This window comes from Pararhizobium sp. LjRoot235, from assembly GCF_964254145.1.
Taxonomy (GTDB): Bacteria; Pseudomonadota; Alphaproteobacteria; order Rhizobiales; family Rhizobiaceae; genus Pararhizobium.
Genome location: NZ_CAXUSP020000001.1, coordinates 2,365,533 through 2,379,320 on the forward strand (window position 1 = coordinate 2,365,533; position 13,788 = coordinate 2,379,320).

Annotated in this window: 17 protein-coding genes and 2 pseudogenes; 9 read left to right on the forward strand and 10 right to left on the reverse strand. The window is 60.7% G+C overall.

Annotation, left to right across the window (positions count from 1 at the left end; genetic code table 11):
• Window positions 1–85: 85 nt before the first annotated feature.
• A complete protein-coding gene (gene copM / locus ACSQ2Z_RS11280; RefSeq protein WP_436081280.1) occupies window positions 86–508 on the forward strand; it encodes a CopM family metallochaperone in 423 nt (140 codons plus the stop codon).
• Window positions 509–537: 29 nt separating this feature from the next.
• Window positions 538–873: a four-helix bundle copper-binding protein gene (locus ACSQ2Z_RS11285; RefSeq protein ID WP_436081281.1), complete on the forward strand. Its 336-nt coding sequence runs from the start codon at window positions 538–540 to the stop codon at window positions 871–873.
• A 113-nt stretch (window positions 874–986) separates the two neighbouring features.
• On the opposite strand, the gene ACSQ2Z_RS11290 is transcribed toward ACSQ2Z_RS11285, so the two are convergent.
• From ACSQ2Z_RS11290 to ACSQ2Z_RS11305, 4 genes and pseudogenes are all read right to left on the reverse strand, one after another.
• Complete coding sequence (locus ACSQ2Z_RS11290) at window positions 987–1,283, reverse strand: polyketide cyclase (RefSeq protein WP_436081282.1); 297 nt, start codon at window positions 1,281–1,283, stop codon at window positions 987–989.
• A gap of 57 nt (window positions 1,284–1,340) precedes the next feature.
• Window positions 1,341–1,484, reverse strand: coding sequence for a hypothetical protein (locus ACSQ2Z_RS11295; RefSeq protein ID WP_436081283.1), 144 nt, complete (start codon window positions 1,482–1,484; stop codon window positions 1,341–1,343).
• A pseudogene (locus tag ACSQ2Z_RS11300) lies at window positions 1,481–1,641 on the reverse strand (DUF2933 domain-containing protein). The gene ACSQ2Z_RS11295 and the pseudogene ACSQ2Z_RS11300 overlap by 4 nt, the downstream one beginning before the upstream one ends.
• A gap of 25 nt (window positions 1,642–1,666) precedes the next feature.
• Window positions 1,667–3,898 (reverse strand): copper-transporting P-type ATPase, encoded by a 2,232-nt coding sequence (locus tag ACSQ2Z_RS11305; RefSeq protein ID WP_436081284.1) that lies wholly within the window; start codon window positions 3,896–3,898, stop codon window positions 1,667–1,669.
• Window positions 3,899–4,199: 301 nt separating this feature from the next.
• Here ACSQ2Z_RS11305 and ACSQ2Z_RS11310 point away from each other — a divergent pair, with 301 nt between their 5' ends.
• The 3 genes from ACSQ2Z_RS11310 to ACSQ2Z_RS11320 all read left to right on the forward strand — a co-directional run bounded on the left by ACSQ2Z_RS11310 (window position 4,200) and on the right by ACSQ2Z_RS11320 (window position 6,617).
• Entirely contained in the window at window positions 4,200–4,370 is a 171-nt protein-coding gene (locus ACSQ2Z_RS11310) for a hypothetical protein (protein WP_436081285.1), read from the forward strand.
• 171 nt (window positions 4,371–4,541) lie between these two features.
• Window positions 4,542–5,114, forward strand: coding sequence for a c-type cytochrome (locus ACSQ2Z_RS11315; RefSeq protein WP_436081286.1), 573 nt, complete (start codon window positions 4,542–4,544; stop codon window positions 5,112–5,114).
• A gap of 288 nt (window positions 5,115–5,402) precedes the next feature.
• Entirely contained in the window at window positions 5,403–6,617 is a 1,215-nt protein-coding gene (locus tag ACSQ2Z_RS11320; RefSeq protein WP_436081287.1) for an acyltransferase family protein, read from the forward strand.
• Window positions 6,618–6,663: 46 nt separating this feature from the next.
• Here the strand turns inward: ACSQ2Z_RS11320 and ACSQ2Z_RS11325 are convergent, their stop codons facing one another.
• Both ACSQ2Z_RS11325 and ACSQ2Z_RS11330 read right to left on the reverse strand, forming a co-directional pair.
• The gene (locus ACSQ2Z_RS11325) at window positions 6,664–7,167 is read right to left on the reverse strand and encodes a hypothetical protein (RefSeq protein WP_436081288.1); all 504 of its coding nucleotides are present in this window, start codon (window positions 7,165–7,167) and stop codon (window positions 6,664–6,666) included.
• A 14-nt stretch (window positions 7,168–7,181) separates the two neighbouring features.
• Window positions 7,182–7,370: a hypothetical protein gene (locus ACSQ2Z_RS11330; RefSeq protein WP_436081289.1), complete on the reverse strand. Its 189-nt coding sequence runs from the start codon at window positions 7,368–7,370 to the stop codon at window positions 7,182–7,184.
• Between the two features lie 166 nt (window positions 7,371–7,536).
• Between ACSQ2Z_RS11330 and ACSQ2Z_RS11335 the strand changes: the two genes are divergently transcribed.
• Entirely contained in the window at window positions 7,537–8,124 is a 588-nt protein-coding gene (locus tag ACSQ2Z_RS11335; protein WP_436081290.1) for a TetR/AcrR family transcriptional regulator, read from the forward strand.
• Window positions 8,125–8,541: 417 nt separating this feature from the next.
• Window positions 8,542–8,628: pseudogene (locus ACSQ2Z_RS11340) on the forward strand (cytochrome c); the annotation flags it as partial.
• On the opposite strand, the gene cueR reads toward ACSQ2Z_RS11340, so the two are convergent.
• From cueR to ACSQ2Z_RS11355, 3 genes are read right to left on the reverse strand one after another with little or no spacing between them, the layout of a single operon-like run.
• Window positions 8,625–9,065, reverse strand: a complete 441-nt coding sequence (gene cueR / locus ACSQ2Z_RS11345) for a Cu(I)-responsive transcriptional regulator (RefSeq protein ID WP_436081291.1) — start codon at window positions 9,063–9,065, stop codon at window positions 8,625–8,627. The pseudogene ACSQ2Z_RS11340 and the gene cueR overlap by 4 nt on opposite strands.
• Before the next feature lie 52 nt (window positions 9,066–9,117).
• Complete coding sequence (locus tag ACSQ2Z_RS11350; RefSeq protein WP_436081292.1) at window positions 9,118–11,598, reverse strand: heavy metal translocating P-type ATPase; 2,481 nt, start codon at window positions 11,596–11,598, stop codon at window positions 9,118–9,120.
• A 56-nt stretch (window positions 11,599–11,654) separates the two neighbouring features.
• Window positions 11,655–12,224, reverse strand: coding sequence for a Crp/Fnr family transcriptional regulator (locus ACSQ2Z_RS11355; RefSeq protein ID WP_436081293.1), 570 nt, complete (start codon window positions 12,222–12,224; stop codon window positions 11,655–11,657).
• 68 nt (window positions 12,225–12,292) lie between these two features.
• On the opposite strand from ACSQ2Z_RS11355, the gene ACSQ2Z_RS11360 reads away from it, so the two are divergent.
• Window positions 12,293–12,820: a Spy/CpxP family protein refolding chaperone gene (locus ACSQ2Z_RS11360; RefSeq protein ID WP_436081294.1), complete on the forward strand. Its 528-nt coding sequence runs from the start codon at window positions 12,293–12,295 to the stop codon at window positions 12,818–12,820.
• A gap of 39 nt (window positions 12,821–12,859) precedes the next feature.
• Here ACSQ2Z_RS11360 and ACSQ2Z_RS11365 read toward each other — a convergent pair whose 3' ends face one another.
• Entirely contained in the window at window positions 12,860–13,063 is a 204-nt protein-coding gene (locus ACSQ2Z_RS11365) for a heavy-metal-associated domain-containing protein (RefSeq protein ID WP_436081295.1), read from the reverse strand.
• 255 nt (window positions 13,064–13,318) lie between these two features.
• Here ACSQ2Z_RS11365 and ACSQ2Z_RS11370 point away from each other — a divergent pair, with 255 nt between their 5' ends.
• Window positions 13,319–13,693, forward strand: a complete 375-nt coding sequence (locus tag ACSQ2Z_RS11370; protein WP_436081296.1) for a hypothetical protein — start codon at window positions 13,319–13,321, stop codon at window positions 13,691–13,693.
• The last annotated feature ends 95 nt before the right edge of the window (window positions 13,694–13,788 follow it).

Sequence of the window (13,788 nt, forward strand, 5' to 3'; positions counted from 1 at the left end):
CCTGCTCGTCCGCGCGGTTCATCCGCCGCCGAAGCGCCAGCTCGCCTGAACCGAAACCCATTCTCAAACAAAACAGGAGAGTACGATGAAAACCGTCCTCAATTTCGCCGTCGCCGCAGTAGCCTTGCCGACGATCCTTCTGTCGGCAACCACGGTCGCGTCGGCTCAGATGCCGATGCCGGACGCCTGCAAGTGGGAGATGTCCGCCGGCGGCGACATGAAAACGCCGGAAATGCCGATGGGGCAAATGGCCGAGCACCAGAAGGCGATGATGGAGGGCATGCAGCAGATGCATCCCGCCATGATGCATGGGATGATGGCCAAAGACCCTGACGTCTCCTTCGTCTGCGGAATGATCGCCCATCACATGGGTGCGATCAGCATGTCGGAGGTCGAACTGAAATATGGTGACGACCAGCAAGCCAAGGCCATGGCTGACAAGATCATCGACGCGCAGAAAAAAGAGATCGAGGAGATGACCACCTGGGTCAACGAACACGCCAAGTAACCCTCAATTCCCGCGAAAGGACGAAGATCATGCATCATCATCAATCACCGGAGATGAAAACCTGCATCGACAACTGCCTGGCCTGCTACCGGGAATGTCTGTCGACGGCGATGAACCATTGCCTGGAATTGGGCGGCAAGCATACCGAGCCGCAGCATTTCAAACTTATGATGGCCTGCGCTGAAATCTGCCGAACCTCGGCTCATTTCATGCTCATCGGTTCGGAGCATCACAAGCACGTCTGCCGTGAGTGCGCCGAAATCTGCGCTGAGTGCGCCGGCGACTGCGAGCGGATCGGCGACATGCAGAGCTGTGTCGACGCCTGCCGCCGATGCGCGGAGAGCTGCCGGGAGATGGCTGCTTAGATAAGTCCGACCATCCAGGAGTGACGGCAGACAAGTGCTGGTCCGCTACAATTGTCGTCACTCCTGAACTTCGCCAGCCATCTGGAGTTGGCGCGGGAGGGAGGCTGCTCCGGCTAAACTGCTTCGGCGAAACCCCGAAACCTTCGGACAGCGTCGTTGGCCATGCGGTCGACGCACCAACGGGCATAGGTCGGCGCAAACAGCGGGCCGAGGAGCTTGCCCGCGAGCGTGCCCGGATAGTCGTAGTCGATGTACACGCGCAGCCGCGAAGCCTGGCCAGAGGCATTGATCTCGAATCCCATCCGGTAGGCACCGACCAGGTTCGGATGCCCCCGTGTCTCCCATGCCTTTCCGCGGGGTGGCTGCCGCTCAGTGACTACTTCCTCGACGGAAAGCACGAGAGCGAGCATTTTGCCTTGCATCCTGATGACGGAACCCACGGCGCGGCCGCGGGCGTCGTCGAATCCCTATGTCATCCGTCCGCCGAGCATCATCATCGAAGGCTTCTGCATGTGCGACCCGAGACTGGCCTGGTCGTCGATGTAGTCAAAGAGCACCTCGGCGGACGTCCCGACGTCGGCAAGGGCTTGCGCCGCGTGAGCGTGGTTCATCCGAGATTGTCCGTCTTCGTCCGATCATGATCGCCCTGGCGATGGCCGTGATGGAAGAGATGTATCAACGGGCAGGCGAGCAGCAGCAGGTAGGGTGCGAGACCCAGTGCTGCTCCCCGAGCACGAAGAAGACTGCAATCACCGCGAAGGAGGCCATGAGCAATGTCCATTTGGGTTCCCATTCATATCCGAGCACTCCTCAACCTGAGAGCATTCCCGATCACGCTGACGGAGGAGAGCGCCATGGCCGCGGCAGCGATGATGGGCGAAAGCAGCAGCCCGAAGGCTGGGTACAGCACGCCTGCGGCGACAGGAACTCCCGCAGCGTTGTAGATGAATGCGAAGAACAGGTTCTGCCGGATGTTCTTCATCGTCGCATGGCTTAGCTGCCGTGCCCGTGCGATTCCCTGGAGGTCGCCCTTGAGCAGGGTCACGCCTGCGCTCTCGATGGCCACGTCCGTTCCGGTGCCCATGGCGATGCCGACATCGGCGGCGGCGAGAGCGGGAGCATCGTTGACGCCATCTCCGGCCATCGCGACGATCCGGCCTTCGCTGCGCAACCGAGCGACGATTTCACTCTTGTGATCCGGGAGCACCTCCGCCTCGACCTCGTTGATGCCGAGCTTTCGCGCGACGGCATTGGCGGTGGTCCTGTTGTCCCCGGTCAGCATGACCACCCGCACGCCTTCGTTCAGCAATGTCTTTACGGCGTCCGGGGTCGTCGCCTTGATCGGGTCCGAAATCGCGAACAGGCCGCTGACGCGACTGTCGACAGCCACGAAGATGACGGTCGCTCCTTCGCCACGCAGAGCCTCTGCCTCCTTTGCCAAGGCCGACACATCGACCTTGAACTCTTCCATGATCCGGTGGCTGCCGATGATGAGCTTGCGCCCGTCGACCGAACCCGTGACCCCCTTGCCGACCGGGCTGTCGAAGTCTTCCGCATTGCCGAGTGACAGGCCGCGTTCGGTCGCGGCGTCGACGATGGCGGCCGCGAGCGGGTGTTCGCTGGCACGTTCCAGGGTGGCTGCCAATCGAAGCAGCTCGTTCTCGGTCATTCCCTCTGCCGTGGCTATCGACGTCACCTTGGGCTTGCCTTCGGTCAGCGTCCCGGTCTTGTCGACCACCAGCGTGTCGACCTTCTCGAAGCGCTCCAGGGCCTCGGCGTTCTTGATCAGCACGCCGAGCCGCGCGCCGCGCCCGACCCCCACCATGATCGACATCGGGGTGGCGAGACCGAGAGCGCAGGGGCAGGCGATAATGAGGACAGCGACAGCGGACACGAGACCGTGGGTGAAGCGCGGTTCCGGGCCCACCCACATCCAGACGGCGAAGGCGATTATGGCGATCGCGATGACCGCGGGAACGAACCAGCCGGAAACCTCGTCGGCCAGGCGCTGGATCGGAGCGCGCGAGCGCTGGGCATCCGCCACCATCTGCACGATCCGCGACAGCATGGTGTCGCGCCCCACCTTGCCAGCCTCCATGATGAAGCCGCCCGTCTTGTTCATCGTGCCGCCGATGAGGTTTGCGCCGACCTCCTTGGTGACGGGCATGGATTCTCCGGTGATCATCGATTCGTCGACCGAACTGCGGCCTTCGACGAGCGAGCCGTCGACAGGAACCTTTTCGCCCGGCCGCACGCGCAGCCGGTCGCCGACGGCGACGGCCTCGAGCGGCACGTCCTCGTCGGTGCCGTCGTCCCGGATGCGCCGGGCCGTCTTCGGCGCAAGATCGAGCAACGCCCGTATCGCGCCGCCCGTCTGCTCGCGAGCACGCAGCTCCAGAACCTGGCCGAGCAGGACGAGCACGGTGATCACGGCGGCGGCCTCGAAGTAGATCGGGACCGCCCCGTCGGCGGATCGGAAGGTGGCGGGGAACAGTCCGGGCGCAACGGTCGCCACGACGCTGTAGACCCAGGCCACGCCCGTGCCCATGGCGATCAGGGTGAACATGTTGAGGTGCCGCGTGACTATTGAACGCCATGCGCGTTCGAAGAAGGGCGCACCTGCCCACAGGACCACGGGCGTTGCGAAGACGAGCTGAAGCCAGTTTGATGTCTGGGCGTCGAGCAGCATATGCAGATCGACGAGATGGCCGCCCATCTCCAATGCCAGCACCGGTATTGTGAGGACCAGCCCGATCCAGAACCTCCGCCGCATGTCGATCAACTCGGGGCTTGGCCCGGTTTCGGCAGTCACCACTTCCGGCTCGAGCACCATACCGCAGATCGGGCAGTTTCCAGGGCCGAGCTGCCTTACCTGGGGATGCATCGGGCAAGTGTAGATCACGCCTTCGGTCTGATCGACGACAGCGCGCTTTTCTTGAGCGGCGTAAGCCTCGCCATGCGAGGCATGCCTATCATGGTGATGATGGTGGTGATGATGACCACCAGGGTGTTTCTTCTCTTCCATCGGAATCTGCCTCCGTGAGAGCCGGTCTCTTATCCGGGAACTAGCGCTCGCCGTGCCAACTGCGAGAGAGCAAGAAGGTGCAGCAATAGGCGAAGCGGCGCGACGACGACATGGTCGCCATTCGGATCACAGGCGACCGACGATCATCCGCAGGAGCGGAAGATGCAATTCATACCGGTGATCGGGGAGGGCCAAGGGCGGGTGGATGGATAAGGCCGGATATCGATGGGGGCGGCTCGAATGTTTGCCGTGCATTGAAATCCCGCCCCAGTTCGAAGAGGACGGACGTCGGAAGCACGATGTGGCACCAGTTGCACAGGCCCGCGCAGCAAGCCTTCTGGTGGTCGATGCCGTCATCGCCCGGACGATCCAGCGCCTGCGAGGCTGTACGTTCGATTTCTCCAGCATGGGTGTCGCATCTTGCGCTGCCCGCCTCGGCCATAGGGACGGAGAGGAACATAATTGCGACTAAAACGGCCAGCAATCCTGTCGCACATCTTCGAACGGTCTGTTTTGCGGCGATCATGTGCTCGAACCTTCATCCAGTATTCAAGCACACTGTCATACCGTTGCAAGAGTTGCGTTGACATCGATCAAGATGGGACGGGGCGGTTGTACGCCCTCCGGGGGTGTGGAGACAAGCATGCGGTTGAATGCGGACGTTGCAAGGCTGACGGCTCTCACGCTCTCGATAGCCGCCTTTGCCACGCCGATCCTTGTGGCGGCAGCGCAATCGGTGCCGCCCAACGTTGTGCAGCGGCAGCAGGACATGAAGGCGATGGCAGAAGCAGCCAAGAGCATCAACGCGATGTTCAAGGGCTCGTCACCCTATGATGCAAAGAGATTCAAGGGAGCGGCGGAAACCATCCGGTCCAACTCGGGCGTCGCACTTTCGTCTTTGTTCGACGGTTCTGCTACAGGGCCGGGGTCGAAAGCCAGCGCGAGCATCGAGACGGAGCGCCAGCAATTCGATGGGCTGGCCTTGGACCTTGCTGCCTATGCAGTCGCGCTATCTTCCGCCGCCGACCAGAACCCGGAAACGCTCGGTCCCCGGATGCGGATGCAAGCGGGAGACGCCGCCTTCGGAGGAGGGCCTTTGGCTAAGAAGGTCGATCCAGCAGGAGACGCGGCTTCGATGCCCGCCGAGCATGCCTTTCATCTAATGCTGCAGACTTGCACTTCGTGCCATGCCAAGTTTCGGGTCGAAAACAAATAGCGGTCCCTCGATCCAGCCCAACTAGAGCCAGATGCATCTGCATGTCTGAAGCTGCTCATGACAAGGCGCTGAGGGGGATTCTACTTACCGAAGATTTTCCAAAGATCAGATGCAGAACAGTCGCTTTGATCGCGGGATTTTTGCGGCATTTCAGAATTTACGAAAAATTTAGATTAATTTTATCTATCTGAATCTGCTCGTTTCGATCTGAAAAAAGAAAGCTAAGGTTGCACCAGCACGTTCCCAAGCGTGTCCCAATCTTCTCAGAGACAGCCACGGATCGTCACCATGAATACTATTGTCCATTCAGATTCTGCGTATTTCCCATCAGCACGAAGTCTCTCGTCTCAAACGACAGAGAAGGCACAATCAAGGGCGGTTGGCCCCGATGTCCTCCGATCATTGGCGATCCTGCTTGTTATGCTCGTGCACCTGCCAGTCGAGGCGACACCATCCCTGCTGGTCGGCGTTCGTACCTACGCATGGCTAGGGGTCGACATTTTCTTTGTTCTGAGCGGGTTTCTGATCGGAACCCAACTCTTCAACGAAGTCTCGCGAACGGGAAGCGTGGGCCTGAAATCCTTCTATCTCCGCCGTGCCTTTCGCATTTTTCCCGCGTTTTTTGTTGTTCTCGGCCTCTATGCAATCTTTCCCGTGCTTCGAGACGCTCCGACGATGCAACCGGTCTGGAGCTTCGCGACCTTCACCGTGAACTTCGACTTCGATCCGCGTGTGGGCCGCGCCTTTACTCAGGCATGGTCGCTGTGCGTCGAGGAGCATTTCTATTTGGTCCTGCCGCTACTCGTATTGCTCTTGCATCGTCGGATTAGCGTGGGTTGGATGCTCCTAATCACTGCGGCGATGGTGATCGCGGGAATGATCCTTCGATACGCGATTTGGGAAAGCCAAGTCGGCGTTCTTGTCGATGCCGACCAGCTAAGAGATGCCTTCGCCGTCTACCTCAGGGACGTATATTATCCGACATACACCCGCCTAGATGGTCTGATGTTCGGTGTGATCCTTGCTGCGGCGAGATTTTTCAAACCGGAACTTTGCAAGCGTTACGCGCCTCCCCGTGTTGCCGTGCCGGTAGGTGTTGCCCTCGTCGTGGCCGCACTTGTGCTGTTCTCGGTTCGCGGACCACTTGCGGGAGCAAACCTCTTTCTTGTCTTCCAGGCACAGCCGGGTACGGTGGCCGGATTCCCGCTCATTTCAATCGGTATCGCTCTCATTCTTGGCGCGATGCTCGACCTCGAACAGGTTTTAAGACGGTGGCCGGTTCCGGGTGCCGCGATCGTCGCCACCTTGTCGTACAGCCTGTATTTGACCCACAAGTCGGTCTTCCATGTCGACAGGCTTGTCTTCGGAGAAGAGAACCTTCAGGGCGGCTTCGGCTTCGTTGTCTATCTGGCGACCAGCTTCGCGGCAGCAACCGTGCTCTGGTTTTGCGTGGAGAGGACCTTCCTCCTTCTTCGGGATCGTGTTCTCTCTCCGAGCAAATGACCTGGACTTGCCAGCTTCCAGCATAACTCGAAGCTGGCAAGATCTGCTACTGGCGATGCAACCTCCGCCACCCGTATCGCGTCAACCCGCGTGGCTTGTACACCGACAGCGTCGTCGTCACGAGAAGCACGACGAGGCCGCCAGTGGCATGCACGACAAGCGAGCATCTCAGACCGGGAATATCGGTGCTGGAGAATGCTGGATCAGCCGCCAGGGCGGCGATGTGGGCTATCACGCTCATCTGGAGCATCAGCACGAGCGCGGTGAAGATGGTCAGCAGAAGCTTCGCCAGGACCCAGTAGTGCCTGAACAGTCCCCATGTCGTGCCGAGCGACTGGACGAGTCCCGTTGCCAATGAGGCGAAAACCAGAGGCACTATGACCGAACGCGCGACCAGCTCCATGGCGACATAGGCACTCCGCATCACCCGATCATCCTCAGCGGAGAGTCCCGCAACGGCAAGCGCCAGGAATCCTGAGACCGCACCAAGCGATCCCACCGACGAAACGATGTGCGCGATCAGTGTAAACTTGCGGAGACGGGGCATCATCATCATCATCATCATCATGGGCGGTCACTGGTGTCAGATATCTTGCTTCCCGTGTCAGCGAGCGACAGGTGGCGGGACGGTCCGTGGGGACCGCCGATGCCGGACACGGCCACGATGACGGCCAGCAATATTATCAGGCAGAGAATGATCCCGGATATCTTCACCCAGCGTGGCATGCCGGGGTATGGGGGCTGGTCAGCCATCTTCGTCCGCTCCGTCCTGTGCTTCGTCGATTGCTTGCCTTCACATCCACGACCAGTAAAATAGACACGGTGTCTGATAACAGATGCGATGTTCACTCATGTCAACAGGCCCGCAGGATGGAACGGCTAATCCTGGACGCTGCCTCCGATTTGTCCGGAAATAGTCATGAAAACAACCGAGCATATGATCGACCGCCGCGTCGCCCGCACCAGAAGATCGCTGCACCAGGCCCTGATCTCATTGATCCTGGCAAAGGGCTACGATCCGATAACCGTCGAGGAAATCTGCGAAGCGGCAAACGTCGGTCGGTCGACCTTCTACCTTCACTATACGAGCAAGGATGATTTGAAGCGGAGCGGCCTCGACAGCTTGCGCAGGCATCTCGACGCCACGGCTCGCGCGGCGCAGAGTGAACGGGGGAGCCGGAGGTTCGGCTTTAGCCTGGCCATGTTCGAACATGCACGGGAACATGTCGATCTCTACCGGGCGTTGGCGGGCAGCCGTGGAGGTGCGGTTGCGCTCGGCACCATCCGTCAGATACTTTCCGATCTGGTGCGCGACGAACTGGCCGCCGACGGCGACCGGGGTTCTCCGGACGCCATCCCGCGCGAACTTGTCGCGCAATACGTCGTGGGCGCCTACATGGCCGTGCTGACGTGGTGGTTGGATGGGGGCACCAAGCTGCCACCCGACCGGATCGATGCGATCTTTCGCCGCCTGGCGACCGAGGGCGCGATGGCGAAGGACTCTTGAAAAGCTAGACCGCCAAGCGCTCATTTCAAGGCGGCGATGAGCGAGAACGCAAGAATCCCGACGACGACGACTAGGGCGGCAACAAGGAGCATGCGTCTCACTCCACTGATGGCGGAGGCAGGAATTCGTCTGCGCCGCCGCGGCGGGGATTTGAAGCCGAGCGATGGATTGTCCCTAACGAGCTTCTTTCTTCCAGTCATGGTCGCCACCTCGATGCAGCAACGGAGCATCGTAGGTTGAAATTTCAGCACACCTTTTTTTCGACAACTCCTTCTGCGATGGCTATCGTGCGCCATCGAGGATATCGCAACCTGCTTCCCGGATAAACCACTCTCCATGCCTCGCCTGAAACCCGTTACTCCGTAGTTGCTGCTGACGGTGGGCGCGCATGCGACGTTCGGCATCCTGCGCAAGCCGGATGCAACGAAGGACGCAGCCGAGCATGCATTCCACCTGATGCTGCAGACGTGCGCGGCCTGTCATGCCAAATTCCGGAAGCCCTAGACGACGTTAGAGAGGCCGAACTTCGACGGCACCCCGAACCCGTCCCCTAGGCTTTCAGCAAATCCTTCGATGATTGGGCATTCCGGGCGGTCATCGCCATGACAGTGGCTGGCGAGATGCTTCAGCGTCTTCGTCATGGCCGCGATTGCCGCCGCCTTCCGCTCGAGTTCGGCGATGTGTTCGAGGGCGATCGCCTTGACGTCGGAGCTCGCCCTCGAACGGTCCCGCCAGAGCGCCAGCAGGGCCTTCATCTGCTCGACCGAGAATCCGAGGTCGCGGGCGCGGCGGATGAAGCGCAGCGTGTGGACGTCGTTGTCGGCGTAGGTCCGGTAGCTAGACTGGTTGCGGTGGGCGGGCGTGATCAGCTTGATCTGCTCGTAGTAGCGGATCATCTTCGTCGAGACGCCGGATGCTTTCGAGGCTTCACCGATGTTCATTTCCATTCTCCTTGAATGCAGCCTGAGGCCGCCGCACGGACGCCCCCGGTTTTCAGTTCGTCTTGAAGCGCCGTAGACGCAGCGCGTTGGCCAGCACGAATACGCTCGACAGGCCCATTGCGCCCGCCGCGAGGATGGGTGACAGCAGCGTGCCGTTCAACGGGTAGAGTACGCCCGCAGCGACGGGGACCAGGCTGACGTTGTAGGCGAAGGCCCAGAACAGGTTCTGCCGGATGTTGCGGATCGTTGCCTTGCTGATGGCAATCGCCCGCGGCACGCCGTTGAGATCACCCGACATCAGCACGACGTCGGCGCTCTCGATGGCGATGTCGGTTCCGGTTCCGACCGCAAGACCGATGTCGGCTTCCGACAGAGCGGGCGCGTCGTTGATGCCGTCGCCGATGAACGCCACCTTGCGTCCGCCCTCGCGCAGCTTCCCGACGGCTTTGACCTTTCCGTCGGGCAGGACTTCGGCGACCACTTCATCGATGCCGAGCTCTCGGGCGATCGCGTGCGCCGTGCGGCCATTGTCGCCCGTGATCATCGCCACCTTGAGGCCGAGCGCATGCAGCGCTTTGATCGCTTCCGGCGTCGTCTCCTTTACCGGATCGGAGATGGCGATAATGGCGGCGAGCCTGCCGTCGATCGCGGCATAGAGCGGCGACTTGCCCGCGTCGCCCAGTGCCGTGGCTTCCTCCGCGAACGATGCCAGCTTGATGCCGTTCTTCGCCAGGGACCGGTCAGCGCCGACAAGCACCTCGTGACCGTCGACCGTGCCGCTGACGCCATATCCCGGAGCTGCGTCGAAGCCGGCGACGTCCGCCAGTGCCAACCCCTCGGTCCTGGCCGCAGCCACGATGGCCTCCGCGATCGGATGCTCGGATCGCGCCTCGAGACTGGCGATCAGCCGTAGAACCTCGGTGCGGTCAAAACCTTCCGCGGTGACGAGGTCGGTCAGTTCAGGCTTGCCCTTGGTGAGCGTGCCCGTCTTGTCCAGTGCGACGACGTCGACATCGCGGAGTGTCTGCAGGGCCTCGCCCTTGCGGAAGAGGATACCCAGTTCCGCGGCTCGGCCCGTGCCGACCATGATGGAGGTCGGGGTCGCAAGGCCCATGGCGCACGGGCAGGCTATGATCAGCACCGCGACGGCGTTGACCAGCGCGAAGGTGAGGGCAGGCGAGGGACCGAGAACAAGCCATGCCACGAAGGTGAGGGTGGCTGCCGCGATCACGGCGGGAACGAACCATCCCGTGACGCGGTCAACCAGCGCCTGGATCGGCAGCTTCGAACCCTGCGCCGCTTCGACCATTTTGATGATCTGGGCAAGCAGGGTGTCCGATCCGATCTTCGTCGCTTCGAACGTGAAGGACCCGGTCTTGTTGATCGTGCCGCCGACGACCTCGGACCCTGCGGATTTCTTCACCGGAACGGGTTCGCCCGTGATCATGGATTCGTCGACATAGGATAAACCGTCGACGACGCGGCCGTCGACGGGAACCTTCTCTCCGGGTCGGATGCGGACGATATCGCGGAGGGCGACGTCGCCAATCTCGATCTCCACGAACTCTCCGTCGCGCTTCACATATGCGGTCTTCGCCTGCAGGCCGATCAGGTGCTTGATCGCCTGGCTAGTTTTTCCCTTGGCGCGCGCTTCAAGATAGCGGCCGAGCAGGATCAGCGTAACGATGATGGCTGCCGCCTCGTAGTAGACGTTCACTGTTCCCGACGGCAAAACGCCCGGCAGGAAGGTCGCCACCACCGAATAGCCCCAGGCGGCCGAGGTGCCGAGCGCGACCAGCGAATTCATGTCCGGCGTCCCGCGCAGCAGATTGGGCACACCTTTGCTGAAGAAGCGCAGGCCGGGGCCGAACAGGACGAGCGTCGCCAGGACGAACTGGATGACCAGATTGTTCTGCATGCCGATGTTGACCATGATCCAGTCATGGATGGCCGGGATGAAATGCGACCCCATTTCCAGAACGAACAGCGGAAGCGTCAGGGCAGCCGAAAGCCCCAATGACAGCTTCAAACGGCTGGTCTCGCGGCTCCGTCGGTCCTCGCTGTCGTTCGCGGAAGTGTCCGGCGTCACTTTAGCAACATCGTATCCCGCGGCACGAACGGCACCTTCCAAAGCGGAGGCAGTCGTGCCGGCGACGATGCGGACTGTCGCCTTCTCCGTGGCGAGGTTGACGGTGGCTTGCCTCACGCCAGGAACGGCCTTCAGAGCTTTTTCCACACGGGAGACGCACGACGCGCAGGTCATGCCTTCGATGCCCAGCTCACGGGTCTCGGTCTTCGCTTCGTAGCCCGCATTCTCGATGGCCTGGAGAACGGCGTCCGTCGGAACGGGTGCGTTGTATGTGACAGTGGCCCGTTCGGTCGCCAGGTTCACCGTGGCTGAGGCAACGCCCGGAACAGCGGCGATGGCCTTCTCGACCCGGACGACGCATGATGCGCAGCTCATGCCTTCGATCCCGAAATCGGTCGGAACGGGCAGCGTCTCGGATGGGGCTATCGTGGTCATGGCAGTCATTGGGACGATTCCTCTGTTAACTGCTCCTATAGGTAATCCTTCCAATGATGGAAAGGTCAAGGGCTGTTTTTGAAAGAACCCGTTCCTTTGTCGACCCGCTCGTTTCTTCGGGCGAATTCACGATACAGCGCTTCGGCCGACACGCCGATCTCGTCTGCCAGTTGCCGCCATGCTCCCTTGGATGGGAGCGCGCCATCGTTCCATGCGATCCAGGCATCAAGCCTTGCCCTGACTGTTTGGAGCGACATGATCTCCGCCCGTTTCCGGGTGGCTTGCAGTTCTCGGGCGAGATAGCCGGACCATAGGTTGACGAAAATCAAATCTGATTCGAGCAGCCTTATGACGTCTCCGACAGGCACGACCGATACGGTCGCCGCCGATACCGCGATTGCGTCGCAGTGGTAGCAGTCAGAATAGACCGATGCCTCGGCAAGAATCTTACCCGGCATGGCGCGCTGGAGCACGGCCGCGGCCCCATCCGACTGATGACGCACAAGATGGATCGTCCCCGATCTCACGATGTACAGAACGTGGACCGGGTCACCCTGTTGAAAGAGGATCGAGTTCGCACCGAGCCTCTTCGAGGCGGGAGAGATCGAGAGCAATCGGGAAATGAGATCGGACATGATCTCTATCATGTCACGAGACGTCGCCATGGCTCAAGGTCGCGCGGAATTCCAACGGAGGCCACGCTATGAAACTGCTTGTTTTGCTTGCCTTGATTTTGCTCCTTCCGGCAACTGCAGGCGCGCAGCAAGCCCATCATGAGCACAAGTCGGCCTATGCCGGCGAGGAGGCGCGCTCGATCAAGAGCCTGTCGGAAGACGACATATCCGAACTGCGCCGCGGTGGCGGCTGGGGGCTCGCGAAGGCGGCCGAACTCAACGGAATGCCCGGACCGTCCCATGTCCTTAAAATGGCGGACGAGCTGAATCTCAGCCCGAATCAGCAGCGACGGGTGCGTACGGTGTTCGAAGCCATGCAGCACGATGCGGCGGCTGAAGGCGCGCGCTACGTTTCTCTCGAGGAGGGACTGGAGACCCGGTTCCGGGATCGGGCGGTTTCTGATGCGACACTGAAGGGCCTTCTGGCGTCGATAGAACAAAGCCGCGCCAGGCTGCGGTATATCCACCTCTCTGCTCACCTGAGCCTGCTCGACGTGCTGACGGAAACGCAGATCGAAAACTACAACAAGACGAGAGGATACAAGACTCCCAGATAGCAGGCCGCCCCCGCACTTGAACGCGGAGGCGGCGAGGAGTCATCGCTTGGTGTAGGACACCGGATAACCGGCACGCTCGATCGCCTGGCCGATGACGGCAGGATCGAGCGTCGTCTCGACGGTTGCCTTCTTCGAGACGAGGTCGACGGTTGCTACCGAGGCGGGATCGGCGGCCTTGATCGCCTTCTCGACGGTTCCTTTGCAGTGGCCGCAGGTCATGTTTGGGATGTCAAACTCATACATCTGTTGGCTCCTTTCGATGTTGTGGCCTCAATGTGGGGCTTCCAACGATGGGAGGGTCAAGAGGGTAAGTTTCCCGCGGGACAAGATGCAATCTCTTTCAGGATTTTGGTACACGTGAAGCGAAAACAATGACTTGTTGACAGAAGCTCGTCAGGAGAGTGAACGTTTTCCTAGAATTATTCTTACGATACAACGCGGCAGCACATTTTCGTGAGGCCTCTTCCAAGATCGCCTGCTCCATGCCAGAGTAAACAAATGAGGTTCATGAAGGTCATCCATCGACTGCTGTTCGTAACCGCCATGCTCGGGATCGTCGCCGGTCCCATGAGCATCGGTGCGGCTGATAGCGTGATGGCGTCTTCGGGACCTGCTGCACTGGACAAGATGTCTGGCATGGACATGTCCGGGGATATGCCCTGCTGCCCCGATGAAATGTCGACCAAGCCTGACTGCGGCAGCAAGTCCTGCCCTCTGGCACTGGTGTGCACGACGGTGATCGTCGGCCAGGTGGCTAACCCGCATTCCTGGTCGTTGAATCTCGGCTGGGTCGCCCATCGGTTCCTCGTTCCCCCACATGCGGAGCTTGCCTCCTCACTGGTCGATCCGCCAGTGCGTCCTCCAAGAGTCTGATCTCACGTCATTGAAGCACGTAGTCTTTCGGCAAGGCCGCACTGTTGCGCCCGAACCGGACTGAGGACGATCCATATTGACTGAGGACGCGGTTG